This window comes from Mesorhizobium sp. BR115XR7A, assembly GCF_020165315.1.
Taxonomy (GTDB): domain Bacteria; phylum Pseudomonadota; class Alphaproteobacteria; order Rhizobiales; family Rhizobiaceae; genus Mesorhizobium; species Mesorhizobium australicum.
Genome location: NZ_JAIUHW010000006.1, coordinates 276,579 through 302,000, shown reverse-complemented (window position 1 = coordinate 302,000; position 25,422 = coordinate 276,579). Strand labels below are relative to the sequence as shown.

Genomic DNA, 25,422 nt, shown 5'->3' with positions numbered 1-25,422 from the left:
TTGCCGACAGCATTGGCGCCGACTTCGCAAGCGGGGTCAAGCGCCCGCCGCAGGCGACTGAGCCAATGCAGAACGGACGCACGGCCAATTGCCGTTGCGGAGGTGGATTGGGTAAGTAGGAATGAGCCAGAGGGATTTTCATGCACGGCAGCGATAGTTCAAAGACCATCGGCGGGATCAGCCGCGACCGCATCGCGCAATTGCGCGAGACGGAAGGGGCAGCCTTTCGCGAGGCGCGGCCGAGATCACAAACCAAGGTCGGCAACGGCCTGCCCGGCTTCTTCGGCGGCGTGCCTATGCACTGGATGAACGATTGGCCGACACCGTTTCCGATCTTGGTCGACAGCGCCCGAGGCGCCACGATCACCGACATGGACGGCAACAAGCTCGACGATTTCTGCCTCGGCGACACCGGTTCGATGTTTGGCCACTCGCCTCCACCGGTGGCGCGCGCCATTCGCCGCCAGGCCGGGCGCGGCCTGACCTATATGCTGCCTTCCGAGGATGCGCTGGCCATCGGGCCGCTGCTGCAGCAGCGCTTCGGCCTCCCGTTCTGGCAGATCGCGACCACGGCGACCGACGCCAATCGCTTTGCGCTGCGCGTCGCCCGCGCCGTCACCTCCAGGGAGAAGATCCTGGTCTTCAACGGCTGCTATCACGGCTCGGTGGACGAGACGATGGTGCGGCTGATCGACGGCAAGCCCGTCAACCGGCCGGGACTGGCGGGCGAATTCCGCGACCTGACCCGCACGGCCAAGGTCATCGAATTCAACGATGTCGCCGCTCTCGAGGCCGCATTGAAGGACAGGGACGTTGCCTGCGTCATCGCCGAGCCGGTGCTGACCAATTCCTGCATGGTACTTGCCGACCCTGGCTACCATGATGCGCTGCGAAAATTGACGCGTGAAGCCGGCACCCTGCTCTTGATCGACGAGACGCATACGATCTCGACCGGTCCCGGTGGTTACACCAGTAAACATGGGCTGGAGCCCGACTTGTTCGTGCTGGGCAAGCCGATTGCCGGCGGCGTTCCGGCGAGCGTCTGGGGCATGAGCGAGGAGGTCGCCTCGCGCTATGCCGACTATAACAGGACGAAAGAGCCGGGATATTCCGGCATGGGCACGACGCTGTCGGCCAACCCGCTGCAGTTCGCCGCCATGCGCGCCACGCTCGAGGAGGTGATGACGCAGGAGAATTATGACCGCATGGATCATCTGGCGCGGCGGCTCGATGCCGGGCTGACCGGCGTGATCGATCGTTACAATCTGCCCTGGCATGTCTCCCGCGTCGGGGCACGCGTCGAGTTCATCTGCGCGCCCGGCCCGCTGCGCAATGGTGCCGAGGCGGAAATTGCGCATGCGCCGGAACTGGAGGCTGCGATCCATGTCGCGCTGGTCAATCGCGGCGTGCTGATCGCACCGTTCCACAACATGATGCTGATCTCGCCGGCAACGTCAGGCACCCAGGTCAACCGGCTGATCGCCGCGTTCGGCGCGGTTGCGGCAAAGCTTGCGGCGTGAGACAAGCGCCCAAGCCAAATTTGAGTGCGATCATGACCTCACCTTCGGGCTCGACGCCCACCGAGGCGCAAGCCTTCCTCGACGCCCATCCCGAGATCGAGGCCTTCGATATCGTGCTGACCGACGCCAATGGTGTGGGGCGCGGCAAGATCGTGCGCCGGCATGAGCTGAAAAGCATTTTCGAGGGCGGCCGGCACATGCCGATCTCCATTCTCGGCCTCGACATCACCGGCGAGGATGTGCACGAAACCGGGCTGATCTGGGACAGCGGCGACGGCGATCTGAGGGCCTGGCCGATTCCGGGCACGCTGGTGCCGCTTTACGGCACGAAGCCGCCGCGCGGCCAACTGCTGATGGCGATGTATTATCTCGACGGCCAGCCAATGTCGTCGGATCCGCGGCTGGCGCTTGCCCGGCAGGTCGGCATATTGGCGGCCAAGGGACTCTATCCCGCCGGTGCCTTCGAGCTCGAGTTTTTTCTGCTGGCCAATGAGCGCGACGCCGACGGCAAGGTGCAGCCGGCGCGCGCGGTGCTCGATGGCCGCGTCTCGGGCAAGACCGAAGTTTATTCAGTCGACCATCTGCACGGCATGGAGCCGTTGTTCTCCGACATCTACGCCGCCGCCAAGGCGCAAGGCATTCCGGCCGAGACGGTGATTTCCGAATATGCGCCCGGCCAGTACGAACTGACGCTGAATTACCGCAAGGACGTGATGCGGGCGGCCGACGATCTGGTCATGCTGAAGCGGCTGGTGCGGGCGCAGGCGCGCCGCCATGGTGTCACCGCCTGCTTCATGGCCAAGCCGATCGAGAAATATGCCGGCTCCGGTATGCATTTCCATGTCTCGCTGCAGGACAAGGACGGCCGAAACGTCTTTGCGGAAGCCGCCGGCGAGAGCTGGTCGCTGCCGCTGCTGCGTGGCCTCGGCGGGCTGATCCAGACCATGGCGGAATCAATGCTGGTGTTTGCGCCGCATGCCAATTCCTGGCGGCGCTTCGTCTCGCAATCCTATGCGCCGGTGGCGCCGAGCTGGGGCGTCAACAACCGCTCGGTGGCGTTGCGCGTGCCGGCCGGCGATGCAAAGAACCGGCGCATCGAGCATCGTCCATCAGGCGTCGACGCCAATCCGTATCTGATTGCCGCGACGGTGCTTGCCGGCATCGTCAAGGGCCTCGACGAAGGGCTCGATCCCGGCCCCGAAACGACCGGCAATGGCTATGAAGCGGCCGTCACCCGCACGACGATGCCGGCCGATTGGCGGGCCGCCATCGAAGCGGCCAAGGCGTCCAGCTTCCTGAAGGGCGCGCTCGGCGAGGACCTGCACCGCACCTTTGTGGCGATCAAGCAGTCCGAGTACCTGCGCGTGGCGCGCACGGTGAGCGAGCTGGACTATCATCTCTATCTGCACGAAGTCTGATGCGGGGGACCGGCGGCGATCACTTTTTCGCCGTCACCATCAAATGAGCTGGCGCATTGGCCTTCTGGAACATATCATGAACAAATGAGCGCACTCCCTGTTCGTGAGAAACTGGCAATCCTGTCCGACGCCGCCAAATACGACGCCTCCTGCGCCTCATCGGGCGCGGCGAAGAAGGATTCTTTGAAATCCGGCGGCATCGGCTCCACCGAAGGCATAGGCATCTGCCATTCCTACGCGCCGGACGGCCGCTGCATCTCGCTGCTGAAAATCCTGCTGACCAATTTCTGCATCTACGACTGCAGCTATTGCATCAACCGCTCGTCCTCGAATGTGCGGCGCGCCCGCTTCGGCATCGACGAGGTGGTGAAGCTGACCATGGATTTCTACCGGCGCAATTATGTCGAAGGGCTTTTCCTGTCCTCGGGCGTCATCCGTTCGCCTGACGAGACCATGGGCGAGATGGTCGAGGTGGCGCGGCGGCTGCGGCTGGAGGAAAAATTCTCCGGCTATATCCATCTCAAAACCATCCCCGAGAGTTCGGCGGACCTGATCGAGAAGGCCGGGCTCTATGCCGACCGCCTGTCGATCAATGTCGAATTGCCCACCGACGAGGGCGTGAAGAAGCTGGCGCCGGAAAAGAGGCCGGAGACAATCCGGCTTTCCATGGCCAATTTGCGCCGGAAGATGGAGGAAAAAGCCGAGCCGACATTGCGGACCAAAAAACGCGAACGCTTCGCCCCGGGTGGCCAGTCGACGCAGATGATCATTGGCGCGGACAACACCTCCGACGACGGCATCCTGCACGCCAGCGCCCGGCTGTATGGCAGCTACCATTTGCGGCGCGTCTATTACTCGGCCTTCAGTCCGATCCCCGATTCCTCGTCATCGCTCCCGCTCCGGAAGCCGCCGCTGATGCGCGAACACCGGCTCTACCAGGCCGACTGGCTGATGCGCTTCTACGGATTTTCGCAGCCTGAAATCCTGGCCGGCAGCAGCGATGGCATGCTCGATCTCGCCATCGATCCGAAACTTGCCTGGGCGCTGCGCAACCGGGGACGCTTCCCCGTCGACGTCAACCGCGCCGACCGCGAAGCGCTGCTGCGCGTGCCTGGCCTGGGAACCAAGGTTGTCGCGAAAATCCTCGAAACCCGCCGCTACCGGCGACTGCGGCTCGAGGATGTCGGCCGGCTCTGCCATTCGATCGCCAAGCTCAGGCCCTTCATCATCGCCGAAGGCTGGTCGCCAGGCGCGCTCACAGACAAGGCCGGACTGCGCGGCAAGATCGTGCAATCCTGCGAACAACTGGCGCTGTTTTGACGATGCCGCCAGCCGAGCTCGACCTCACCCGCCACACCGTTTGGCTTGAAAGCCAGACCGATTTCGCCGGCTGGCGCGACGCGGCTCGGCGGCTGGCGTTGAATGAGGTCAGCCCCGGGGACATCAGCTGGCATGTCGTAGCCGGTCTCGACCGGCCGCCAAGCGAATTGCCTGACGTGCCGCAGGGCGCTGAGCTCATTGTGCCACGCGATTTCATCGGCCACGCCGAGACCGCCTTCTGCCATTCCGATCCCGGACGTTTCGCCTTTCTCTACAGGCTGCTGTGGCGGCTGCGCACCGAGCCCAAATTGCTGGCGATCGCATCGGATCCCGACACCAAACGGCTTGAAACCATGGAAAAGGCGGTGCGGCGCGACAGCCACAAGATGCACGCCTTCGTCCGCTTCCGGAAGATCGGTGACGGTGAGGATGAACGCTATGTCGCCTGGTTCGAACCCGACCATTTCATCGTCGAGCGCAATGCGGATTTCTTCGTCAGGCGTTTTACCGGCATGCGCTGGACGATCCTGACGCCTTACGCGTCCGCCGATTGGGATGGCGAGAGGCTGGCGATCGGGCCGGGCGCGGCCAAGGGCGATGCGCCAGACAAGGACGATACCGAGACGCTGTGGAGGACTTATTTCGAGAACATCTTCAATCCGGCACGCCTCAAGGTGAAGGCCATGCAAAAGGAGATGCCGAAGAAATATTGGCGGAACCTTCCCGAGGCCTCGCTCATTCCTGACTTGATCGCAGGAGCGGACGAGGCCGCCAGGGATATGATTGCGAAGATGCCGACAATGCCCGCGCCGCACCACGCCAAGGTGCAGGCGAGGCACTGGCCTAAGCATGAGCCTACCGAAGCGCCTGAGGACGATGCCGCGCACACGGTTTCCGAATTGCGCGAGGCCGCCAAGGGATGCCGCCGCTGTCCGCTTTGGCGCGATGCGACGCAGACCGTATTCGGCGAAGGGCCTGACAACGCCAAGGTGATTTTCGTCGGCGAACAGCCGGGCGACCAGGAAGACCTCGCCGGCCAGCCGTTCGTCGGCCCGGCGGGCAAGGTTTTCGATGCCATATTGGACGATGCCGGGGTCGACCGGCTGAAGGTCTACGTCACCAACGCGGTCAAGCACTTCAAATTCGAACCGCGCGGAAAACGCCGCATCCACTCCAAGCCGAATGTCGGCGAGGTTCAAGCCTGCCGCTGGTGGCTAGACCACGAGTTTGACCTGATCAAGCCGAATCTCGCCGTGGCGCTCGGCGCCACGGCGGCGCTATCCCTGCTTGGCAAGGCGGTCCCGGTGACCAAGATGCGGGGCCAGGTGATCGAACGCGTGGATGGTTTGCGTGTCTTCCTCACCATCCATCCGTCCTTCATCCTGCGCATTCGGGATCACGCCGGCAAAGAAGCCGAACGCGAGCGGTTTTTGCAGGATATGAAGCAGGTGAAGAAGCTGATGGCAGCTTGATCTGCCGGTTTAGCGAACGAGAATTGCTCGGAGATCGTTCACGTTCGTGCCGGTCGGGCCGGGCACGAAGAGATCGCCAATGGCATTGAAAGCCGTCCAGGCGTTGTTGCCGGCCAGCATTGCCTTGGCATCCACACCCATCGCGCGCATGCGCGAAACGGTCGAGCCGTCGGCGAAGGCGCCGGCATTGTCTTCCGAGCCGTCGATGCCGTCAGTGTCGGCCGCCAGGGCGTGAATGCCTTCGATGCCATTGATGCCGATGGCGAAGGCAAGCAGGAATTCCGAATTGCGGCCACCCTTGCCTTTGGCCCGCAGCGTGACGGTGGTCTCCCCGCCCGAGAGGATCAGAACCGGCTTTTGGAAGGGCCGGTTGCGCGTCGCCACTTCGCGGGCGATGGCCGCGTGGACGCCGCCGACCTCGCGTGCTTCGCCTTCGATGGCATCGGAGAGGATGACGGCTTCGATGCCTTGCCGCCTCGCTTCCACCGCTGCCGCTTCCAGCGACACGCCGGCCGATGCGATCAGATGCACCTCGTTGCGCGCAAAGCGCTGATCGCCGGGATCTGGGCCGTCGGCCGCCGGCGACTGGATATGCGCCATGACTGCGTCCGGCAGTTTCATGCCATAGGCTGATATAGAAGCCAGGGCATTCTCACGGCTGCCGACATCGGGAACGGTTGGGCCGGAGGCGACAAGGGCCGGATTGTCGCCGGGGATGTCGGAGACCACCAGCGACACCACCTTGGCCGGCCAGGCCGCGGCAGCCAGCCGGCCGCCTTTGATGGTGGAGAGGTGTTTGCGGATGGTATTCATCGCCGCGATCGGCGCGCCGGAGGCAAGCAGCGCCTCGTTGACGGCGATCTCGTCGGCCAGCGTCAGGCCGGCGGCCGGAGACGGCAGCAGCGCCGAACCGCCGCCGGAAATCAGCGCCACGACCAGATCGTCCGCTGTCAGCCCTTGCACCTTCTCCAGCAGGCGCCGCGAGGCCTCGAGCCCGGCAGCGTCCGGCACCGGGTGTGCGGCCTCGATGATCTCGATGCGCTCGCATTTGGCGCCATAGCCGTAGCGGGTAACGACCAGGCCTTCGATCGTCCCATCCCAGACCTTCTCGAAGGCCGCCGCCATCTGCGCCGAGCCCTTGCCGGCACCGATGACGATGGTGCGGCCCTTCGGCTTTGCCGGCAAATGATCGCGAATGGTCTTTTCCGGATCGGCGGCCGCGACGGCGGCGTCGAAGATGGAGATGAGGAAGGATTTGGGATCGAGCACGGTCATCCTTGGCTGCCATCGGCGATTTGCGAATAGCCGCAAGGCTGGCCCCGCCCCTCATCCGCCTGCCGGCACCTTCTCCCCGTATAGTGACGGGGAGAAGGGAAGCGCTCCAGCGTTGGTGCCCCCTTCTCCCCGTCTCTATACGGGGAGAGGGTGAGGGTGAGGGGCAGCGCTGACGTCACGATTTTTCTTCCGGCGGCAGAGCAAGCTGGCCTGCATCGATGCCCAGGTAATCGCACAGCGCACCAACCACGACGCCGTGATCTTCGCGCTCAGGCAGGCCAGAGACCGCGATCACGCCGATAACACCGACGCCCTTGACCGCAACCGGAAAGCCGCCGCCAGCCAGCACGTAGTCGGCAACATCCAAGCCCTCGCCGATTTTGAAGGCGCGGTCGGGACGCTGCTGTTCCAGCACCAGGCGGTAGGTGCTTTTCAGGAACCTTTTGACGACGTTGATTTTGCGCCGTGCCCAGTCGGGATTGGAAGCGTTCGAGCCCGGCATCGCGGCATAGAACAGCGGCCGGTCGAAGGTCCTGATGTCGACGATGATGGGCAAGTCTTCCCGGAGCGCCCGGTCGCGGATGGCCGAACCGATCTTGAAGGCGACAGCCTCGTCGAAGGCCGTGAAGACAAGCGTCTCTTCCTGTCTCTTGATCAGAGCGATGTCGTCAGCAACGGCCATGTCGTTCCCCTGTCAACTTCGCCGCACGCTTTGACCGATGGCTGCCGCCGGGTCAAGCGGGGAACACGCCGCAGTGCTAAATTGCGATGTCGCTCTTGGCAGGCCGCCCCGCGACATAGACCTCGCGCACCGCGCGGTCGTCTCCCAGCGTCTGCAGCAGGAACAGTTCCTGCGCCAGCGTCTCGACCGTTTCCATCCTGAGCCGCATCGCCGGCGTCGACCTGGCATCGAGCACGACGATATCGGCGTCGGTGCCATCCTCCAGCGTGCCGATCCTGTCCGCCACCGACAGCGCCTCGGCGTTGCCACGCGTGATCTGCCAGAATGACTGGAACGGGTTGAGCTTCTCACCATTGAGCGCGATCACCTTGTAGCCCTCGTCCATGGTACGCAGCATCGAATAGTTGGTGCCGCCGCCGACATCGGTGGCGGCCGCGATGCGCAATGGTTTGTCGCGGCGGCGAAAGCGCTGATAGTCGAACAGGCCGGAGCCGAGGAACAGGTTGGAGGTCGGGCAGAATACCGCCACCGAACCGCTGTCCGACAGCGCGTCCGCCTCACGCTCCGACAAATGAATGCAATGACCGAACAGGCTCTTTTTGCCAAGCAGCCCGTAATGTTCGTACACATCGGTGTAGTCGCGCGACCAGGGGTAGAGCTGTTGTGTGAAGGCGATCTCGGCGTGGTTTTCCGACAGATGCGTCTGCATGTGCAGGTCGGGATGTTCGCGGCACAGCGCGCCGGCCATCTCCATCTGCTCCGGTGAGGAGGTGATGGCGAAGCGTGGCGTGATGGCATAAAGCTGGCGGCCCTTGCCGTGCCACTCGGCGATCAGCGCCTTGGTGTCGTCATAGCCGGATTGCGGCGTGTCGAGTACGCCTTCGGGCGCATTGCGGTCCATCATCACCTTGCCGGCGATGTTGAGCATGTCGCGCGCGTGCGACTCGGCGAAGAAGGCTTCCGCCGACGCCCTATGCACCGAACAGTAAGCGGCGACCGTCGTCGTGCCATGGCGCACCGTCTCATCAAGGAACAGGCGCGCGATGCGGCGGCCATGCTGCGCGTTGGCGAATTTTGTTTCCTCTGGAAAGGTGTAGGTGTTCAGCCAGTCGAGCAGTTCGGCGCCATAGGAAGCGATGATCTGCATCTGCGGGAAATGCACATGGGCATCGATGAAGCCCGGCAGCAACAGATGCGGCCGGTGATCGATCTTTTTTGTCCCCTCGCCCGCCTGTTTCTCGACATCGGCGTAGGCGCCCGATGCAACGATCCTGCCGTCGCTTATCAGCAGGCCGCCATCTTCTTCGTAGCGCCAGGCGGAGTGGTCGTCGATGGCTTGCGGCCAGCGCACGAAGGACAGCGTGCGGCCGCGCAGAAGTGTCGAGGTCATGCTTATTTCCCCGCGCCTTCGAACCAGGCGACCAGCAGCGCCCGCTCCTTGTCGGTGATCTCTGTGACATTGGCGGGCGGCATGGCGTGGCTGCGGCCTGCCTGCAGGTAAATCTCGCGGGCATGATCGGCAATGCCCGCGTCCGTATCCAGCATCACCCCCTTGGGCGCGTGGTAGATGCCCTCGTAGACCGGCTCCGCGGCATGGCACATCGAGCAGCGGCCAAGCACGGTGTCGCGCACCGCCGGGAAATGCGCCGAAGCGATATAGACTTGCACCGAGGCGGAAACCTTGGGTTCACCGGTCAGCACCTTCGGCACGGTCGACAGCCAGATGATGATGAGGAACAGGACAAGGGCGCCCAGCCAGGTCCAGTGCGGGTTGCCGGCACGTTTGTGCACGCTGTTGAAATAGTGGCGGATCAAGACACCGATGATGAACACCAGCGAGGCGATGACCCAGTTGAACTGCGTCCCGAACGCCAGCGGATAGTGGTTCGACAGCATCAGGAACAGCACGGGCAGCGTCAGATAGTTGTTATGGAGCGAACGCTGCTTGGCGATCTTGCCGTACTTCGGATCCGGCTTGCGTCCTGCGATGAGGTCGGCGACGACGATCTTCTGGTTCGGAATGATGACCATGAAGACATTGGCCGACATGATCGTCGCGGTGATGGCGCCAAGATGCAGGAAGGCGGCGCGGCCGGTGAACAGATGCGTCAGTCCCCAGGCGATGAACACCAGCACGCAATAGAGAACCAGCATCAGGCCGGTGTCGCTTTTGCCAAGCGGCGAGCGGCACAGGAGATCATAGACCACCCAGCCGACGCCGATCGTCGCCATCGACAGCAGGATGCCTATTGGCACCGACATCGGCAGCACATTGGGATCGATCAGGAACAGGTCCGCTCCGGCGTAATAAACCACGCACAGCATGGCGAAACCGGACAGCCAGGTGGCGTAGGATTCCCACTTGAACCAGGTCAGATGCTCGGGCATCTCGGCCGGCGCCACCAGATATTTCTGGATGTGGTAGAAGCCACCGCCATGCACCTGCCATTCCTCGCCGAAGGCGCCGACGGGCATGCCTGGTCGCTGGCGCAGGCCCAGATCGAGCGCGACGAAGTAGAAGGACGAGCCGATCCAGGCGATGCCGGTGACGACGTGCAGCCAGCGCACGGCGAAGCTCAGCCAGTCCCAGAAAATCGCGAAATCCATCATTGAAGTCGTCCCTGCCGATGACGCGACTTTAAGGTGTGGCGCGTAAACGGAAAGAGGCGAGGTGTGCGATGACTTTCAAAAAAAATTGGAAAATACTAGGTTGATCCCTGCAAACCGGCGAAGGTGCTCCGCATGGCCTATCTCGACAACATCGCCGTCTTCGTCCGCGTCGTCGAGCTCGGCAATCTGTCGGCGGCCGGGCGCGACATGCGCATTTCGCCGGCGGTCGCCTCGAACCGTATCAAGGAACTGGAGAAGCATCTCGGCGTCCGGCTGTTCAACCGCACGACACGGCAGTTGATGCCGACCGAGCACGGCACCGTGTTCTACTCGGGCGCGAAGCAGGTTCTGGAGGCGATCACTGAAGCGGAGGCGGCCGTCTCGGCACTGTCCGGCCAGCCGCGCGGCACCATCAAGGTGACGGCGCCGCTTGGGCTCGGCCGGCGGCTGGTGGCCTCGGGCATTCCCGATTTTCACGACAAATACCCTGATATCGAGGTGCGGCTCAGGCTCTCGGACCACAATGTCGACATCATGAAAGAGGGCATCGACGTCGCCTTCCGGCTCGGCATCATCGAGGACTCCAGCCTTCGGATGCGCGGCATCATGGAATGCGAACGTGTGTTGGTCGCCGCACCCAAATATCTTGAGGCACGCGGCGAGCCCATGGATCCGCAGGAATTGATCGGCAGGAAACATGACTGCCTGATGCTGCGCTATTCCGGCGCACGCGAATATGTCTGGACCTTGCAAACGCCGGCCGGCCAGCAAAAATTCGAAGTGCACGGGCCCTACGACACCGATGACGGCGACGTGCTGACCGGCTGGGCTCTGTCGGGACGCGGTATCATCAACAAGCCGCGCTTCGAGGTCGAGCCGTTCATCCGCGACCGGCGGCTGAAGGTCATTCTCGCCAGCACCCCGCCTACGCCGGTGCAATTCGCCGCCGTATATCCGCACAAGAAGCTGCAGGACCCCAAGGTGCGCCTGCTGCTCGACTTCATGGCGGAGCGCTGCCAGCGGCTGATCAAGGACATCCTGGCCGGCAAGTGACGGGCTCCTGGCCCATCGGATCCGGTTGCCTTGCCCGAAAGCCGGCCTAGGTTGGAGCCGGATGGCTGTGCGACGTCGCTGGCAGCCAGATGGGCCGCAAGATGCATCTCGCCGTTTCGCTCGACATTGCTTCTGCCACAGGGCAGGCCGGTCTGACATTCGGTGAGATCTCCGCCTTCGTGCGGAAGGCGGAGACGGCCGGTATCGAGATTGTCATGATCTCGGATTCCTTGCCGGACGGCGAGCGGTCGACCAGCCCGTTCGAAGCAACCACCCTCGTCGCCGCGCTGGCGACCGTGACCGAAAAGATCGGCCTTGTCGCCGCGGCCTCGACCGTTGCTCACCAGCCGTACAATCTGGCGCGCCGTTTTGCTTCGCTCGACATCATCAGCCATGGCCGCGCCGGCTGGAATGCGACCATGACGCAAGCGCCAGACGAAGCAGGCAATTCCAGCCGACCGGAAGAGTTCTCCGATGACGATTTTCGCCGCCGCGCCGAGGAATATATCGCCGTCGTCCAGCGCCTGTGGAACGGCTGGGATGCGGACGCGCTCCTGTTCGACAAGAGCGGCGGCCGCTTCCACGACCCCGAAAAGATGCACCTCCTCGACCACAAGGGCGAATTCTTCTCCGTGCGCGGCCCGCTGAACGTCGCACGCTCGCCGCAGGACACGCCGGTGCTGGTGCTGTCCGGTCTGTCGGAGGCCGACTTCGACATCGCCGCCCGCGCCGCGGACATCATCGTATGGGACGAATGGCCGGCGGTAGAGAGTAAGGCACGCTATGACGACTTCCGGCACCGCGTTTCCATGTGCGGGAGCGAACCGGATACCGTGAAGGTGCTGACCTGCATATCGCTTCCCAGCAAAGGCATCATCGGGCTGGCCGACAGGCTGGAGGAACAATTTCGGGCGAAAAGTTGCGATGGGTTTAACATCTTAATGTCACCGGAGCCTGCGGTGCTCGATGATTTCGTCCATCACGTTTTGCCCGAACTGCGGCGACGCGGCTTGTTTCGAGAGAACCACGTCGGAACAACCATGCGCGCGCATCTCGGCCTTGCCGGCGGAGGTGACCGATGAGCGCGCGCATGAAGCTCGGTGTCTTCCTGTGGGCGACGGGCCATCACATCGCCGCCTGGCGCCATCCCAAGACGCATGTGACCGCTGGCATCGACATCGATCACTACATCGCACTGGCGCGCACGGCGGAAGCCGCCAAGTTCGACATGATCTTCTGCGAGGACGCCGCCGGCCTGCGCGAGGCCAATGTCGGCATCGCCAGCCAGACGTCGCGCTCGATCGGCTTCGAGCCGATCAGCCTGCTTTCGGCGCTGGCCGTCCAGACCAGCCGCATCGGCCTCGTGTCCACGGCATCGACCAGCTACAACGAGCCTTACGGCCTGGCGCGGACCTTCCTGTCCCTCGACCATCTGAGCGGCGGCCGGGCCGGCTGGAATCTGGTCACGTCGGCCAGCCCGATCGAAGCCGCCAATTTCGGTGCGACGGGCCTCAAGCCTCACGCCGACCGCTATGAGCGGGCGCGTGAGTTCGCCGAGGTTGTCACCGGGCTGTGGCACGGCAAAGCATCAGGCCATGTCGGCCAGAGTTTTTCGGTGCGCGACCCGCTCGATCTGCCGTCTTCGCCACAGGGCGCGCCTGTCATGGTCCAGGCCGGCGCCTCGGATGTCGGCCGTGACCTCGCCGCCCGCACCGCCGACGTGGTGTTCACGGCCGCACAGACCTTCGAGGAGGCGAAGGCCTTCTACGACGACCTCAAGGGGCGCATGGCGGCCCATGGGCGCGAGCCCGACGACATCAAAATCATGCCCGGCGTCGCGCCCGTGGTGGCGGAAACCGAGGCCGAAGCGCGCGAGAAATTCGAGGAACTGCAGGAACTTATCCCGGACGATGTCGGCGTAACGCTGCTGTCCAGCTATCTCAGCATCTCCGACCTCTGGCGCTATCCGATCGACGGACCGCTGCCCGAACTGCCCGAGAGCGAGGGCATGAAAAGCCGCCAGGCCCTGGTCGTCGAGCAATCGCGCCGCGACGGTCTTTCCATTCGCCAGCTAGCGCGGCATTTCGCCGGGGCGCGCGGGCATTGGCGCATCGTCGGGACAGCGGCCCAAGTCGCGGACGAGTTGCAGGCGCGGTTCGAAGGCGGTGCCGCCGACGGCTTCAACGTCATGCCCGCTTATTTCCCTGGCGAGCTCGATGCCTTTGCCGCGCTGGTGGTGCCGGAACTGCAGCGGCGTGGCCTATTCCGCATGGAGTATGAAGGCACCACGCTGCGTGCGCATCTGGGCTTGAAGCGACCGAGCTAGCCGGCCATCGCCTTGCCATGCGGAGCGCGATGCCCTGGGTTCGAGGCCGCCCCGTGCACGACTAGAGCCGTCATGATCTCGGCGGCCGCCAGTGCGGCGATCACCTGCGGGCGCTTGTCCTTGACGGCGTCGCCACCGATCGGCGAGACGAGCCGGGCAAATTCAGCCTCCGCGCCGTCCGCCGATTTTAGGAACCAGTTTCTGAATGTCGCCTTCTTGGTCTTCGAGCCGATCATGCCGACATAGGCAGCGTCGCCGCGTTTCAGTGCTTCGGCGACGATCAGGAAATCGAGCGCGTGGTCATGGGTTAGGATGGCGAAGGCGGTGCCGGCCGGGGCGTTGCGCACCTCGGCTTCCGGCATCGGCGTCAGCCGCGTCTCGACGGTTTCCGGCATGCCTTCCAGCGCCTCGGCCCGCGTCTCGATGACGACACCGTGCACGGGAAGAAGCGCTACCGTAGACGCGAGCGCCTGGCCGACATGGCCGCCGCCGAAGATGTAGACGTGCGGCAGATGGGCTTCCTCGGCTTCCGCCGCCGCAACCAGTTCGGCGGCCAGCGCTGCATCGACCAGCCGGATCAGCACCTCGACGCGCCCGCCACAACACTGGCCGATCTCCGGCCCAAGCGGCACATCGAGCGTGGCGCAGATTTCGTCGACTTCGATGCGGGTTCCCCTCCCCCTCGAGGGGAGGGTGGCGGCGAAGCCGCCGGGTGGGGTCGTTGCGGCAGTGCTCGACCCCCTTGCGGTGCCTCCTGCGAGGACCCCCTCTGGCCGCTTCGCGGCCATCTCCCCCTCGAGGGGGGAGATGAGCATCTGCCTGGCTCTGTCGATGGCCATGTATTCGAGCTGACCACCGCCGATCGTGCCAAAGATCGCCGCCGGCGAGACAAGCATGAAGGCGCCCTTCTCGCGCGGCGTCGAGCCCTTGGTACCGGCCACTTCGACCAGGGCAAGTCGCGCGGCGCTGCCGAGAAAGGTTTTCAGGCTTTGCACGTTCGAGTTCATGGTTCACGGTTCCCGAATGCAAAATATAGGCTTTTTCGGCTGGGATTGCACGTTTGCCGGCCTTCAGGCGCCAGCCTTGACCTCTTTCTTCAACCGCTCGATCGCCATCAGCACGCGTTCGGGGGTCGCCGGCGCGTCGAGGCGCGGGCAGATCTTGTGGTCGGCGACGCTGGCCACGGCATCCGACAGCGCATGCAGCACTGCCATGCCATGCGGCAGCGGTGGCTCGCCGACCGCCTTGGAGCGATGGATGGTCGGCTCATAGGCCTGCGACCAGTCGGTCAGCGCGACGTTGAAGATCTTCGGCCGGTCCGAGGCCAGCGGGATCTTGTAAGTCGAGGGCGCATGGGTGCGCAGCCGGCCCTTGTCGTCCCACCACAGTTCCTCGGTGGTCAGCCAGCCCATGCCCTGGATGAAGCCGCCCTCGACCTGGCCGAGGTCGATGGCCCGATTCAGCGAACGGCCACAGTCGTGCAGGATATCGGCGCGCTCGACGACATACTCGCCGGTCAGCGTGTCGACCGACACTTCGGCGCAGGCCGCGCCATAGGCATAGTAGTAGAAGGCGTGGCCCTGGCCCTTGCCGCGGTCCCAGTGAATCTTCGGCGTCTTGTAGAAGCCGGCGGCCGAGAGCTGCACACGCGCGATATAGGCCTGCTTGACCAAATCGTTGAAGCTGACTTCCTGATTGCCGACGCGCACCCGGTTGGGCAGGAACACCACCTGGTCGACAGGTATCTGATATCTCTCGGCGGCGAAGTCGGTCAGCCGCTGGCGGATCTGGCGCGCCGCGTTCTGCGCCGCCATGCCGTTGAGGTCGGCGCCCGAGGACGCCGCCGTCGGCGCGGTGTTGGGCACCTTGGCGGTTGTGGTGGCGGTGATCTTCACGCGGTCGAGGTCGATCTGGAACTCCTCGGCCACAACCTGCGCCACCTTGAGGTGCAGGCCCTGCCCCATTTCGGTGCCGCCATGGTTCATGTGCACCGAACCATCGGCATAGACATGGACCAGCGCCCCGGCCTGATTGGACTCGGTCTTGGTGAAGGAGATGCCAAACTTGACCGGCGTCAGCGCCAGGCCGCGCTTGACGAAGCGGCTGTTGGCGTTGAACGCGGAAATCTCGCGGCGGCGGCGTGCATAGCTGGCGCTCTCTTCCAGTTCCGCCACGATGCGCTGGATGATGCAGTCCTCGACCTTCTGGTGATAGGGCGTGACGCAGCGCGCGCCGATCGCCTCCATCGGGTCATAGAAATTCAGCTTGCGGATTTCGAGCGAATCCTTGCCGACCGCGAAGGCGACCTCGTCGATGACCCGCTCGGCGCCGATCATGCCTTGCGGGCCGCCGAAGCCGCGGAAGGCGGTGTTGGAGACGGTGTTGGTGTAGAGCGGCGCCGACTTGGCCAACACCGCGGGATAGAAATACGCGTTGTCGCAGTGGAACAGCGCGCGGTCGCCGACCGGGCCGGACAGGTCGGCGGAAAAGCCGCAGCGCAAGGCATAGGTGAAATCGACGCCGAGGATGTTGCCCTCGTCGTCGAAGCCGACCTCGTAGTCGATGGCGAAATCGTGCCGCTTGCCGGTGGCGGTCATGTCCTCGTCGCGGTCGAGCCGGACCTTGACCGCCCGCTTCAGCTTCTTGGCGGCGATGGCGGCGATCGCGGCGCACTGGTTGGCCTGCGTTTCCTTGCCGCCGAAGCCGCCGCCCATGCGGCGCACCTCCACCGTCACCGCGTTGCTCGGCACGCCGAGCGTGTGGGCGACCAGATGCTGCGTCTCGCTCGGCCCTTGCGTCGAACAGTAGACGGTCACCTCGTCGTCCTCGCCGGGGATGGCGAGCGACACCTGGCCTTCGAGATAGAAATGGTCCTGGCCGCCAAGCCACATGCGGTTCTTGATGCGGCGGGGGGCTGCCTGGATTGCGGCGGCCGCATCGCCACGCTTCAGGATCAGCGGCGTCGTGACCTGCTTGTCCCTGGTCGGATCAAGGTCCCATATGTCGATGAGGGCAGGGAGCTCGTCATACTCGATCCCAGCCAGGCGCACGGCGCGACGCGCCGCCTCGCGCGTCTCGGCAATGACCGCGAAGATCGGTTGCCCGAAGAACTGCACCTTGCCTTCCGCCAGCACCGGATCGTCATGCATGTTGCTGGGCGAGACATCGTTCTCGCCCGGCACGTCGGCATAGGTCAGCACGTCGACGACGCCAGGGGCCGCGCGCACCGCCGAGAGATCGACGCTCTTCAGAACGCCATGGGCCACCTTGGACAGGCCAAGACCGACATGCAGCGTGCCGGCCGGCTCCGGCATGTCGTCGATATAGACGGCGCCGCCGCTGACATGCTTGTGGGCGGAATCGTGCCGCTGGTCGGTGGCGACGCCGCCGACGATCTTCTCGGCCTTGAGGTTTGATGGTGCGTGCTTGTTCATCAGGCCGCCTCGCTGCGTGATACCTGGAACGGCGCCTTGGTGCCGGTGGTTTCCACGTAAAAGCGCAACAGAAGGTTCTTCGCCGCCAAAGCTCGGTATTCGGCGGTTGCGCGCATATCGGTCAGCGGGGTGAAATCGCTGGCATAGCAGGCCATAGCCGCTTCCACCGTCACTTCGGTCCAGGCCTTGCCGAGCAGCGCCTTTTCGACAGAGGACGCCCGCTTCGGCGTTGCCGCCATGCCGCCATAGGCGATGCGGATATCGGCTACCGTGCCGTCCTTGGCCAAGGCCAGATAAAAGGCGCCAAGGGTCGCGCTGATGTCCTCGTCGCGGCGTTTGGTGACCTTGTAGACGGCGAACTTTGTCCCCTTTACCGGCACCGGCACATGCACGGCCTCGACGAACTCGCCTGGCTGGCGGTCCTGCTTGCCATAGGCGATGAAGAAATCCTGCAACGGGATCGTGCGCCGTGTCTTGCCCCTGCGCAATGTCAGCCGTGCACCGAGCGCAATCAACGGTGGCGGCGTGTCACCTATCGGCGAGCCGTTGGCGACGTTGCCACCGATCGTGCCCATGTTGCGGACCTGTTCGCCGCCGATGCGGTCGAACAACGGCCCCAATGCCGGGATGCGTTTCGACAGCGTCGAAAAGGCTTCGGTGTAGGTGACGCCGGCGCCAATCGATATGACACCATTGTCTTCCGTGACGGTGCAAAGCCCCGGCAGATTGCCGATGAAGATCGCCGGCGAGATGTCGCGCATCTGCTTGGTCACCCACAGACCAACGTCGGTCGAACCGGCTACGACGGTGGCGGTCGGCTCTTTTTCGAAGACAGCTGCGAAATCGTCGGCATCGGCCGGCACAACCAGCCGCGTCCCGCCGGCGCCGATCTCGACCCTGGCGCCATCGTGCAACGCCTGCAGCCGTGTGGTGATGTCCCGGCGCTCCGCCGCCAAGGGGTCCTTCGCCACCTTGCCGTAGCTCGATATGGCGTGCGCGGCGCGCATGATCGCCTCATAGCCGGTGCAGCGGCAGAGATTGCCTTGCAAGGCTTTTTCGATGGCCGCGCCCGAAGGGTCCGGTGACTTCATCCACAAGCCGTAGAGCGACATGACGAAACCCGGCGTGCAGAAGCCGCATTGCGAGCCATGGAAATCGACCATAGCCTGCTGGACCGGATGCAACTGGCCAGCTTCGCCGCGCAGGTGCTCGACCGTCACGACATGGGTGCCGTCGAGCGAGCCCAGAAAGCGAATGCAGGCATTGACGCTTTCATAGACCAGTCCGGTGGCCGAAAGTCTGCCGATCAGCACCGTGCAGGCGCCGCAATCGCCCTCGGCGCAGCCTTCCTTGGTGCCGCGCAGCGAACGGTCGAGCCGCAGCCAGTCGAGCAGGGTCGCGTCAGGCGCCACGGATGACAGCGCGACATCCCTGCCATTCAGAATGAAGCGGATTTCGCTGCGGATATTGACCTTGGCCATGCCTCAGCTCCCCCTGTAGGTGGAATAGCCGTATGGCGAGATCAGCAATGGTACATGATAGTGCAGCGCCTGCGCCATGCCGAAGCGGATCGGCACGCTGTCGAGGAAGGCCGGCTCGGGCAGCTTCGTTCCTTGGCCGCGCAGATAGTCGCCGGCCGCGAACACCAGTTCGTATTCGCCGGTGCGGAAGTCGGCACCGGCCAGCAGCGGCGCATCGCAGCGGCCATCGGCATTGGTGACGACCGTCTTCAGAAGCGTGCGGGCCAAACCCTCGATACGGTAGAGCGCGATGGACAATCCCGCCGCCGGGCTGCCGGTCGCGGTATCCAGGACATGGGTCGTCAGACGCCCGCCATCGGCTTTCGATGTCTCTGCCATTGGCCGCCTCCCATTTTCCAATACGAACAAATTGGCCGGTACAATCAAGCACTACTGATGAATTGTGCGCCAATTAAAGGCGATGCATAAGTCCCGGTCGAGCGGAGTGCGACAAAAACACTTTCAAAAATTTTGAGGGGAATGCGAGAAGCACCCTTTCGATATCCTGATCATACTTCCGGTGATGCCGGGCGCGGAGGGACGATGCGTTACACCAGGGACATGCGTGGCTACGGAGCCAATCCGCCGGATCCGAAATGGCCTGGCGGCGCGCATGTCGCCGTGCAGTTCGTCGTCAACTACGAAGAGGGCGGCGAGAACTGCGTGCTCCACGGCGACAAGGCTTCTGAAGCCTTCCTGTCCGAGATCGTCGGCGCGGCGCCCTGGGTGGGCCAGCGCCACTGGAACATGGAATCGATCTACGAGTATGGGGCGCGGGCCGGCTTCTGGCGGCTGCTGCGCCTGTTCAGCGAAGAGCAAGTGCCTGTCACCTGCTATGGCGTCGCCACGGCGCTCGCGCGCTCGCCCGACCAGGTCACGGCGATGCAGGAAGCCGGCTGGGAAATCGCCTCGCACGGGTTGAGGTGGATCGACTACCGCGACCACGACGCCGAGGACGAGCGCCGCGACCTCGAAGCGGCGATCAAGCTGCACTACGAGGTGACCGGCCAGCGCCCGACCGGCTGGTATACGGGCCGCACATCGATCAACACGGTGCGGCTGGTGGCAGAGGAAGGCGGCTTCGACTACGTCTCGGACACCTATGACGACGAACTGCCCTACTGGTTCGAGCATGAGGACGGCACGCAGCTTATCATCCCCTATACGCTCGACGCCAACGACATGCGCTTTGCCACACCGCAAGGCTTCAACTCGGGCGACCAGTTCTTTGCGTATTTGAAGGACAGTTTCGATACGCTCTATGCCGAGGGCAAGGCCGGCCGGCCGCGCATGATGAACATCGGCCTGCATTGCCGCCTGGTCGGGCGGCCGGGCCGGGTGGCGGCGCTGAAACGCTTCGTCGATTATGTCAAATCGCACGACAAGGTCTGGCTGGCGCGGCGTATCGACATCGCCAAGCACTGGCAGGAAAACCACCCCTATCAGCCGGCCGCGCTACGCCCCTCGAAGATGGAATTCGAGACGTTCGTTCACAGCTTCGGCGGCGTTTTCGAACATTCGCCCTGGATCGCCGAGCGGGCCTACGAGCTGGAGCTCGGCCCGGCGCACGACACGGCGGGCGGCCTCCACAATGCGCTTTGCCGCATCTTCCGTTCCGCCAGTGAGACCGAACGGCTCGGCGTGCTCAACGCCCATCCCGACCTCGCCGGCAAGTTGGCCAAGGCCAGGCGACTGACGGCGGAATCGACCAGGGAACAGGCTTCCGCCGGTCTCGACGCGCTGACAGACAAGGAACGCGAACTGTTCTCCAAGCTCAACGCCGCCTACGTCACCACCTTCGGCTTTCCCTTCATCATCGCGGTGAAAGGCAAGACAAAGGAGGAAATCCTCGCCGAATTCGAAGCCCGCATCGGCAACAGCCGCGGCGTCGAATTCGAAACCGCCTGCAAACAGGTCGAGCGCATCGCGCTGCTGCGCCTCAAGGACATGCTTCCACAATAGGTTTGAACCCATGGATACGATCAGGATGCCCGAGCGAACCTATTATGCCCCAAAGGGCGGCCATTCCGGCCAGAGCGAACTTCTGACCGGCCGCGCCGTCTTCACCGAAGCCTATGCGGTCATCCCCAAGGGCGTGATGCAGGACATCGTCACCAGCGCCCTGCCGTTCTGGGACAAGACGCGTGTCTGGATCCTGTCGCGGCCGCTGTCCGGCTTCGCCGAGACGTTTTCGCAATACATCGTCGAGGTCGCGCCAGGCGGCGGCAGCGAGCGGCCGGAGCCCGATGCCGGCGCCGAAGGCGCCCTGTTCGTGGTCGAGGGCGAACTGACGGTTCTGCTCGACGGCATGAAACATGTGTTGCGCCCCGGTGGTTTTGCCTTCCTGCCGCCGGCCAGCGGCTGGACAGTCCGCAACGAAGGCAAGGCGGCTGTCCGCTTCCACTGGATACGCAAGGCTTATGAGGCGGTCGACGGCCTCGAGATTCCGCAAGCCTTCTTCACCAACGAACAGGAGATCGCGCCGACGCCGATGCCCGGCACCGAGGGCCGCTGGGCAACGACGCGGTTCGTCGATCCCGCCGATCTGCGCCACGACATGCACATGACCATCGTCACGCTCGAGCCGGGCGCGGTCATTCCGTTCGCCGAGACGCATGTCATGGAACACGGGCTCTATGTGCTCGAAGGCAAGGCTGTCTATCGGCTCAACCAGGACTGGGTCGAGGTCGAGGCGGGCGACTATATGTGGCTGCGCGCCTTCTGCCCGCAGGCCTGCTATGCCGGCGGCCCCGGCAAATTCCGCTATCTGCTCTACAAGGACGTCAATCGGCACGCCAAGCTCGGCGGGGCCGGCATCGCGAAGCGGACGTCATGAGCCGCATTGTCGCGCGGCCGCTGACCCGTGGGGCCTTCGCCGAATTCGGCGATGTCATCGACATGGGCGGCGACAACCACTATCCGATCAATGGCGGCAAGGCAGAGCGCTACCATGACCTCGCCACCGCGCAAGCCACGGGGCCGAATGCGCGCGTGCTGATCTCGATGGTGCGCGGCACGCCCTATGACATGCCGCTGAAGCTGACCATGGTGGAGCGCCACCCCTTGGGCAGCCAGGCTTTCATACCGCTGTCGCCGCGTCCGTTCCTGGTCGTCGTCTGCCCTGACGGCAAGGACGGGCCTGGCGAGCCGCATGCCTTCGTCACCGCACCGGGGCAAGGCATCAACTATTTCCGCAATCTCTGGCACGGCGTGCTGACGCCGCTCGGAGAGCCTCAGGACTTTTTGATCGTCGACCGTGGCGGCGACGGCTCCAACCTCGAGGAATTCCATTTCTCGCACGCCTACGAAATCCACCTCCCCGACGAGAGCTTGTGATGACCGACATCTCGCTGATCGACCGCCTGCTCGACGTCATCGAGCACGACATCGTGCCGAAGACGGCAGAAGGCGTCGCCCACGGCAACAAGCTGTTCGGCGCGGCGATCCTGCGCAAGGACAACCATTCGCTGGTACTGGCCGAGACCAACAACGAGATGGAAAACCCGCTCTGGCATGGCGAGGTGCATTGCCTGAAGCGCTTTTACGAGATGCCCAGGGCCGAGCGCGTCGACACCAAGGACGCCATCTTTCTCGCCACACACGAGCCCTGCTCGCTCTGCCTGTCGGCGATCACCTGGGCCGGCTTTGACAACTTCTACTATTTGTTCAGCCACGAGGATTCGCGTGACAGTTTTGCCATCCCGCATGATCTCAAAATTCTGAAAGAGGTCTTCACCCTCGACCCCGGCGGCTACAATGCCGAGAACGCCTATTGGAAAAGTTTTTCGATCCGCAGGTTGGTTAGGGCGCTACCCCGGGCCGAACGCCAACGGCTGGAGGAGCGGATCGGGAAAATCTCGGCGCGCTACGACGAATTGTCGGGTGACTACCAGGCGAGCAAGGCTGAGAACGACATTCCGCTGAATTGAGCTTCCGTCTCAACAATCGCCGCTTGAGTTACCCCCTTTATGGGGGCATACTGATTATGGATAAACGCAGACCCACTTACGATCTTGATGCAATCAAGACGACATTTGGGTCTGTCGACACGCTGGCGATCACAACGTCCGCACTGCGGGATGCTGTTGGGCTGGGCTTCCATCGCGCCGGTTTGATCGAGGTGATCGACAGCATGACGCGGAAGATGTTTGTAAAGTCGATGACGACTTTCGCGGATCATCGAGTGTGGCAGGATGTCTATCACGTGCCAGCGCGTGACATGCTTCTCTATGTGAAATTCCAGGCGGATGTCGTGACCGAATTCACGGTCATGTCATTCAAGGAGAAATGACCATGGCGACAAGGGAGAGCAGTGAAACGAATAGGATGGTCTCCCCCGAAACCGGAAAAACGTTGATGCGCGGAGTCCGTCCATTCACCGTGACCTATAAGGGCGAGAGCATGATCGTCGACCTGCCCGGCTACTATCCGCCATCGGATGGCGAGGGTGTGCATGTCGGCGACGATATGGCCGCCGTTGATGCCGGGTTGCGCGCGCTCAAAGAGAAGATCGACGGCGTGCCGGCCCCGTCAACCATCCGCCGCATGCGCACGAAGCTCAAGCTGTCGCAGCGCGAGGCCGGATCCTTGTTCAAGGTCGGCGAGAACGCCTTCGACAAGTATGAAAGAGGCTTGATCGAACCGAGTGGCCCGACCATTCAATTGATGACATTGCTGGAGAAACATCCCGAACTGCTCGACGAATTGCGATAGCGGCACAGGTCGCATATTTCGCTGCTCCAGTCGCGAATGGCGATTGAAAGTTCTCGTGCCGCGGAGCGTTATGCCTGCCATGAAAATCATCACCGAATTTCCCCGCAAGGTCGTCGAATTTCCCGATATGGGCATCGTCATGCCCGATGGCTGCCGGCTATCGGCTCGGGTGTGGATGCCAGAGGATGCGGGCGACGATCCGGTGCCTGCCATCCTCGAGCACCTGCCCTACCGCAAGCGCGACGGCACGATCTTTCGCGATCAGCTTACCCATCCCTATTTCGCCGGCCACGGCTACGCCTCGATCCGCGTCGACATGCGCGGCAATGGCGATTCCGAAGGGCTGATGGACGACGAATATTCCGAGCAGGAACTGCAGGACGCCTGCGATGTCATCGCCTGGGCGGCGGCCCAGCCCTGGTGCAACGGCAGTGTCGGCATGATGGGTATTTCCTGGGGCGGCTTCAACTGCCTGCAGGTGGCGGCCAAACAGCCGCCGGCGCTCAAGGCGGTGATCAGCCTGTGCTCGACCGTCGACCGCTATGCCGACGACATCCACTACAAGGGCGGCTGCCTTTTGAACGAGAATTTCGGCTGGGCCTCGACCATGCTTTCCTATTCGTCGCGGCCGCCGGATCCGCTGATTGCCGGCGACAACAGATGGCGCGACCTCTGGATGACCCGGCTGGAGAACCTGGCCTTCATGGCGCCGCTGTGGCTCAGCCACCAGCATCGCGACGCCTATTGGAAGCGCGGTTCGATTTGCGAGGATTTTTCGGCCGTCAAGGCGGCTGTGCTGTCGATCGGCGGCTGGCACGACGGCTACCGCAACACGATCTCGCACCTTGTCACCAACATCGAGGCACCGGTCAAGGGCATCGTCGGACCGTGGATCCACAAATACCCGCACTATGCCGGCCCCAAGCCAGCCATCGGCTTCCTCCAGGAAGCGCTGCGCTGGTGGGACCGCTGGCTGAAGGGCGCCGAGACCGGCGTCGAGGCCGATCCCGACTACCGCGCCTATGTGATGGACAGCGTGCGTCCCGCGCGCTGGCATCCGGAGCGGCCCGGCCGCTGGATAGCCGAGCAGGAGTGGCCATCGTCCAACATAACGATTGAAGCGCTCGAGCTCATGGCTCCGGGTGCAGGGCCTTCAACCGTCGCTTCGCCGCAAACCTGTGGGCTTGCCGGCGGCGAATACTTTCCGTTCACCTTCGGACCGGAACTGCCGGGCGATCAGCGTCTTGATGATGGGCTGTCGGCCTGTTTCGACCAGCCTGAGCTCACCAAGCCGATCGAGATCGTCGGCGCGCCGGAGCTTGAGGTCCAGCTTGCCTCGGATCGGCCCCAGGCCAACATCGCTGTCCGGCTCTGCGACGTGCATCCCGACGGCGCCTCGGAACTGATCTCCTATGGCGTGCTCAATCTGACGCACCGCAGTTCGCATGAATTCCCCGAGGCGCTGGTCCCCGGGGAGACGGTTTCGGTCCGTGTCGTGCTCGATCAATGCGCCTACCGTGTGCCGGCCGGCCATCGTCTGCGCGTCGCCGTTTCGACCGCCTACTGGCCCGCTATCTGGCCCTCGCCCGAGCCGGTACGACTGACCGTGTCGGCGGCCACGCTATCGGTGCCGTTGCGCCTGCTGGCAACAGGCGACGAAGCCGTTTTCGCCGAGCCGGAAGGTGCTACGCCGTGGGCGACCGAGACGGTTCGGCCCGCCAATTCCGAACGCCATGTCGACCGCGACGAAAAGACCGGGATTGTCACGCTGTCGATAACGGACGACTTCGGCGAAGTGCGCGATCTCGACCACGGACTGGTCAACGGCAGCATCGCCCGCGAAACCTGGACCATCCAACCTGACGATCCCCTGTCAGCCTCGGGAAAAACACACTGGACGCAGACCCTGTCGCGAAATGGATGGTCGGTCCGTACCGAGACATGGGCGCAGATGCGGTCGGACACGCAAAACTTCATCGTCAGCGCCCGAATCGAAGCCTATGAGGGCGAAAAACTCGTCTTCGAGCGCGATTTCGACGAAAAGGTCCCGCGTGCGCTTGTTTGAGCGTTGAAATCATT

Annotated in this window: 22 protein-coding genes; 14 read left to right on the top strand and 8 right to left on the bottom strand. The window is 63.6% G+C overall.

The window, feature by feature from the left end:
- Positions 1-140 precede the first annotated feature (140 nt).
- From LB557_RS15570 to LB557_RS15555, 4 genes are all read left to right on the top strand, one after another.
- Entirely contained in the window at positions 141-1,520 is a 1,380-nt protein-coding gene (locus LB557_RS15570; protein ID WP_140723411.1) for an aspartate aminotransferase family protein, read from the top strand.
- A 32-nt stretch (positions 1,521-1,552) separates the two neighbouring features.
- The gene (locus LB557_RS15565) at positions 1,553-2,938 is read left to right on the top strand and encodes a glutamine synthetase family protein (RefSeq protein WP_140660072.1); all 1,386 of its coding nucleotides are present in this window, start codon (positions 1,553-1,555) and stop codon (positions 2,936-2,938) included.
- An 84-nt stretch (positions 2,939-3,022) separates the two neighbouring features.
- Positions 3,023-4,258, top strand: coding sequence for a putative DNA modification/repair radical SAM protein (locus tag LB557_RS15560; RefSeq protein ID WP_224713071.1), 1,236 nt, complete (start codon positions 3,023-3,025; stop codon positions 4,256-4,258).
- Between the two features lie 2 nt (positions 4,259-4,260).
- Positions 4,261-5,730: a UdgX family uracil-DNA binding protein gene (locus tag LB557_RS15555; protein WP_224643432.1), complete on the top strand. Its 1,470-nt coding sequence runs from the start codon at positions 4,261-4,263 to the stop codon at positions 5,728-5,730.
- Between the two features lie 9 nt (positions 5,731-5,739).
- Here the strand turns inward: LB557_RS15555 and LB557_RS15550 are convergent, their stop codons facing one another.
- The 4 genes from LB557_RS15550 to LB557_RS15535 form a co-directional block, all read right to left on the bottom strand.
- On the bottom strand, positions 5,740-7,005 hold the full coding sequence (locus tag LB557_RS15550; RefSeq protein WP_224643407.1) for a glycerate kinase: 1,266 nt from the start codon (positions 7,003-7,005) through the stop codon (positions 5,740-5,742).
- A gap of 175 nt (positions 7,006-7,180) precedes the next feature.
- Positions 7,181-7,687, bottom strand: a complete 507-nt coding sequence (locus LB557_RS15545; protein WP_224643408.1) for a heme-degrading domain-containing protein — start codon at positions 7,685-7,687, stop codon at positions 7,181-7,183.
- Between the two features lie 76 nt (positions 7,688-7,763).
- Complete coding sequence (guaD, locus tag LB557_RS15540; RefSeq protein ID WP_224643409.1) at positions 7,764-9,077, bottom strand: guanine deaminase; 1,314 nt, start codon at positions 9,075-9,077, stop codon at positions 7,764-7,766.
- Between the two features lie 2 nt (positions 9,078-9,079).
- Positions 9,080-10,297, bottom strand: a complete 1,218-nt coding sequence (locus LB557_RS15535; protein WP_224643410.1) for a urate hydroxylase PuuD — start codon at positions 10,295-10,297, stop codon at positions 9,080-9,082.
- A 132-nt stretch (positions 10,298-10,429) separates the two neighbouring features.
- Between LB557_RS15535 and LB557_RS15530 the strand changes: the two genes are divergently transcribed.
- The 3 genes from LB557_RS15530 to LB557_RS15520 all read left to right on the top strand — a co-directional run bounded on the left by LB557_RS15530 (position 10,430) and on the right by LB557_RS15520 (position 13,676).
- The gene (locus tag LB557_RS15530) at positions 10,430-11,350 is read left to right on the top strand and encodes a LysR family transcriptional regulator (protein ID WP_224643411.1); all 921 of its coding nucleotides are present in this window, start codon (positions 10,430-10,432) and stop codon (positions 11,348-11,350) included.
- Between the two features lie 89 nt (positions 11,351-11,439).
- Positions 11,440-12,432, top strand: coding sequence for an LLM class flavin-dependent oxidoreductase (locus LB557_RS15525; protein WP_224713070.1), 993 nt, complete (start codon positions 11,440-11,442; stop codon positions 12,430-12,432).
- The gene (locus LB557_RS15520; RefSeq protein WP_224643413.1) at positions 12,429-13,676 is read left to right on the top strand and encodes an LLM class flavin-dependent oxidoreductase; all 1,248 of its coding nucleotides are present in this window, start codon (positions 12,429-12,431) and stop codon (positions 13,674-13,676) included. Before LB557_RS15525 ends, LB557_RS15520 begins: the two co-directional genes overlap by 4 nt.
- Here the strand turns inward: LB557_RS15520 and xdhC are convergent.
- The 4 genes from xdhC to uraH form a co-directional block, all read right to left on the bottom strand.
- Positions 13,673-14,683, bottom strand: coding sequence for a xanthine dehydrogenase accessory protein XdhC (gene xdhC, locus LB557_RS15515; protein WP_224643414.1), 1,011 nt, complete (start codon positions 14,681-14,683; stop codon positions 13,673-13,675). The two genes, LB557_RS15520 and xdhC, sit on opposite strands and share 4 nt — an antisense overlap.
- 63 nt (positions 14,684-14,746) lie before the next feature.
- Positions 14,747-17,110: a xanthine dehydrogenase molybdopterin binding subunit gene (gene xdhB, locus LB557_RS15510; protein ID WP_224643415.1), complete on the bottom strand. Its 2,364-nt coding sequence runs from the start codon at positions 17,108-17,110 to the stop codon at positions 14,747-14,749.
- Positions 17,110-18,591: a xanthine dehydrogenase small subunit gene (xdhA, locus tag LB557_RS15505; protein WP_224643416.1), complete on the bottom strand. Its 1,482-nt coding sequence runs from the start codon at positions 18,589-18,591 to the stop codon at positions 17,110-17,112. Before xdhA ends, xdhB begins: the two co-directional genes overlap by 1 nt.
- Before the next feature lie 3 nt (positions 18,592-18,594).
- Positions 18,595-18,969 carry a hydroxyisourate hydrolase gene (gene uraH, locus LB557_RS15500; RefSeq protein WP_140821682.1) on the bottom strand — a complete coding sequence of 125 codons (375 nt, stop codon included), beginning with the start codon at positions 18,967-18,969 and terminating at the stop codon, positions 18,595-18,597.
- A gap of 204 nt (positions 18,970-19,173) precedes the next feature.
- On the opposite strand from uraH, the gene puuE reads away from it, so the two are divergent.
- The 7 genes from puuE (at position 19,174) to LB557_RS15465 (ending at position 25,408) form a co-directional block, all read left to right on the top strand.
- Positions 19,174-20,592: an allantoinase PuuE gene (puuE, locus tag LB557_RS15495; protein ID WP_224584420.1), complete on the top strand. Its 1,419-nt coding sequence runs from the start codon at positions 19,174-19,176 to the stop codon at positions 20,590-20,592.
- 10 nt (positions 20,593-20,602) lie between these two features.
- Positions 20,603-21,466 carry a bifunctional allantoicase/(S)-ureidoglycine aminohydrolase gene (locus tag LB557_RS15490; protein ID WP_224643417.1) on the top strand — a complete coding sequence of 288 codons (864 nt, stop codon included), beginning with the start codon at positions 20,603-20,605 and terminating at the stop codon, positions 21,464-21,466.
- On the top strand, positions 21,463-21,966 hold the full coding sequence (locus LB557_RS15485) for an ureidoglycolate lyase (RefSeq protein ID WP_015314321.1): 504 nt from the start codon (positions 21,463-21,465) through the stop codon (positions 21,964-21,966). Before LB557_RS15490 ends, LB557_RS15485 begins: the two co-directional genes overlap by 4 nt.
- Positions 21,966-22,559 (top strand): nucleoside deaminase, encoded by a 594-nt coding sequence (locus tag LB557_RS15480; RefSeq protein ID WP_224643418.1) that lies wholly within the window; start codon positions 21,966-21,968, stop codon positions 22,557-22,559. Before LB557_RS15485 ends, LB557_RS15480 begins: the two co-directional genes overlap by 1 nt.
- A 56-nt stretch (positions 22,560-22,615) precedes the next feature.
- Positions 22,616-22,921: a type II toxin-antitoxin system MqsR family toxin gene (locus tag LB557_RS15475; protein WP_224643419.1), complete on the top strand. Its 306-nt coding sequence runs from the start codon at positions 22,616-22,618 to the stop codon at positions 22,919-22,921.
- Complete coding sequence (locus LB557_RS15470) at positions 22,918-23,343, top strand: type II toxin-antitoxin system MqsA family antitoxin (RefSeq protein ID WP_224622898.1); 426 nt, start codon at positions 22,918-22,920, stop codon at positions 23,341-23,343. Before LB557_RS15475 ends, LB557_RS15470 begins: the two co-directional genes overlap by 4 nt.
- Before the next feature lie 79 nt (positions 23,344-23,422).
- Positions 23,423-25,408, top strand: a complete 1,986-nt coding sequence (locus LB557_RS15465) for a CocE/NonD family hydrolase (protein WP_224643420.1) — start codon at positions 23,423-23,425, stop codon at positions 25,406-25,408.
- The last annotated feature ends 14 nt before the right edge of the window (positions 25,409-25,422 follow it).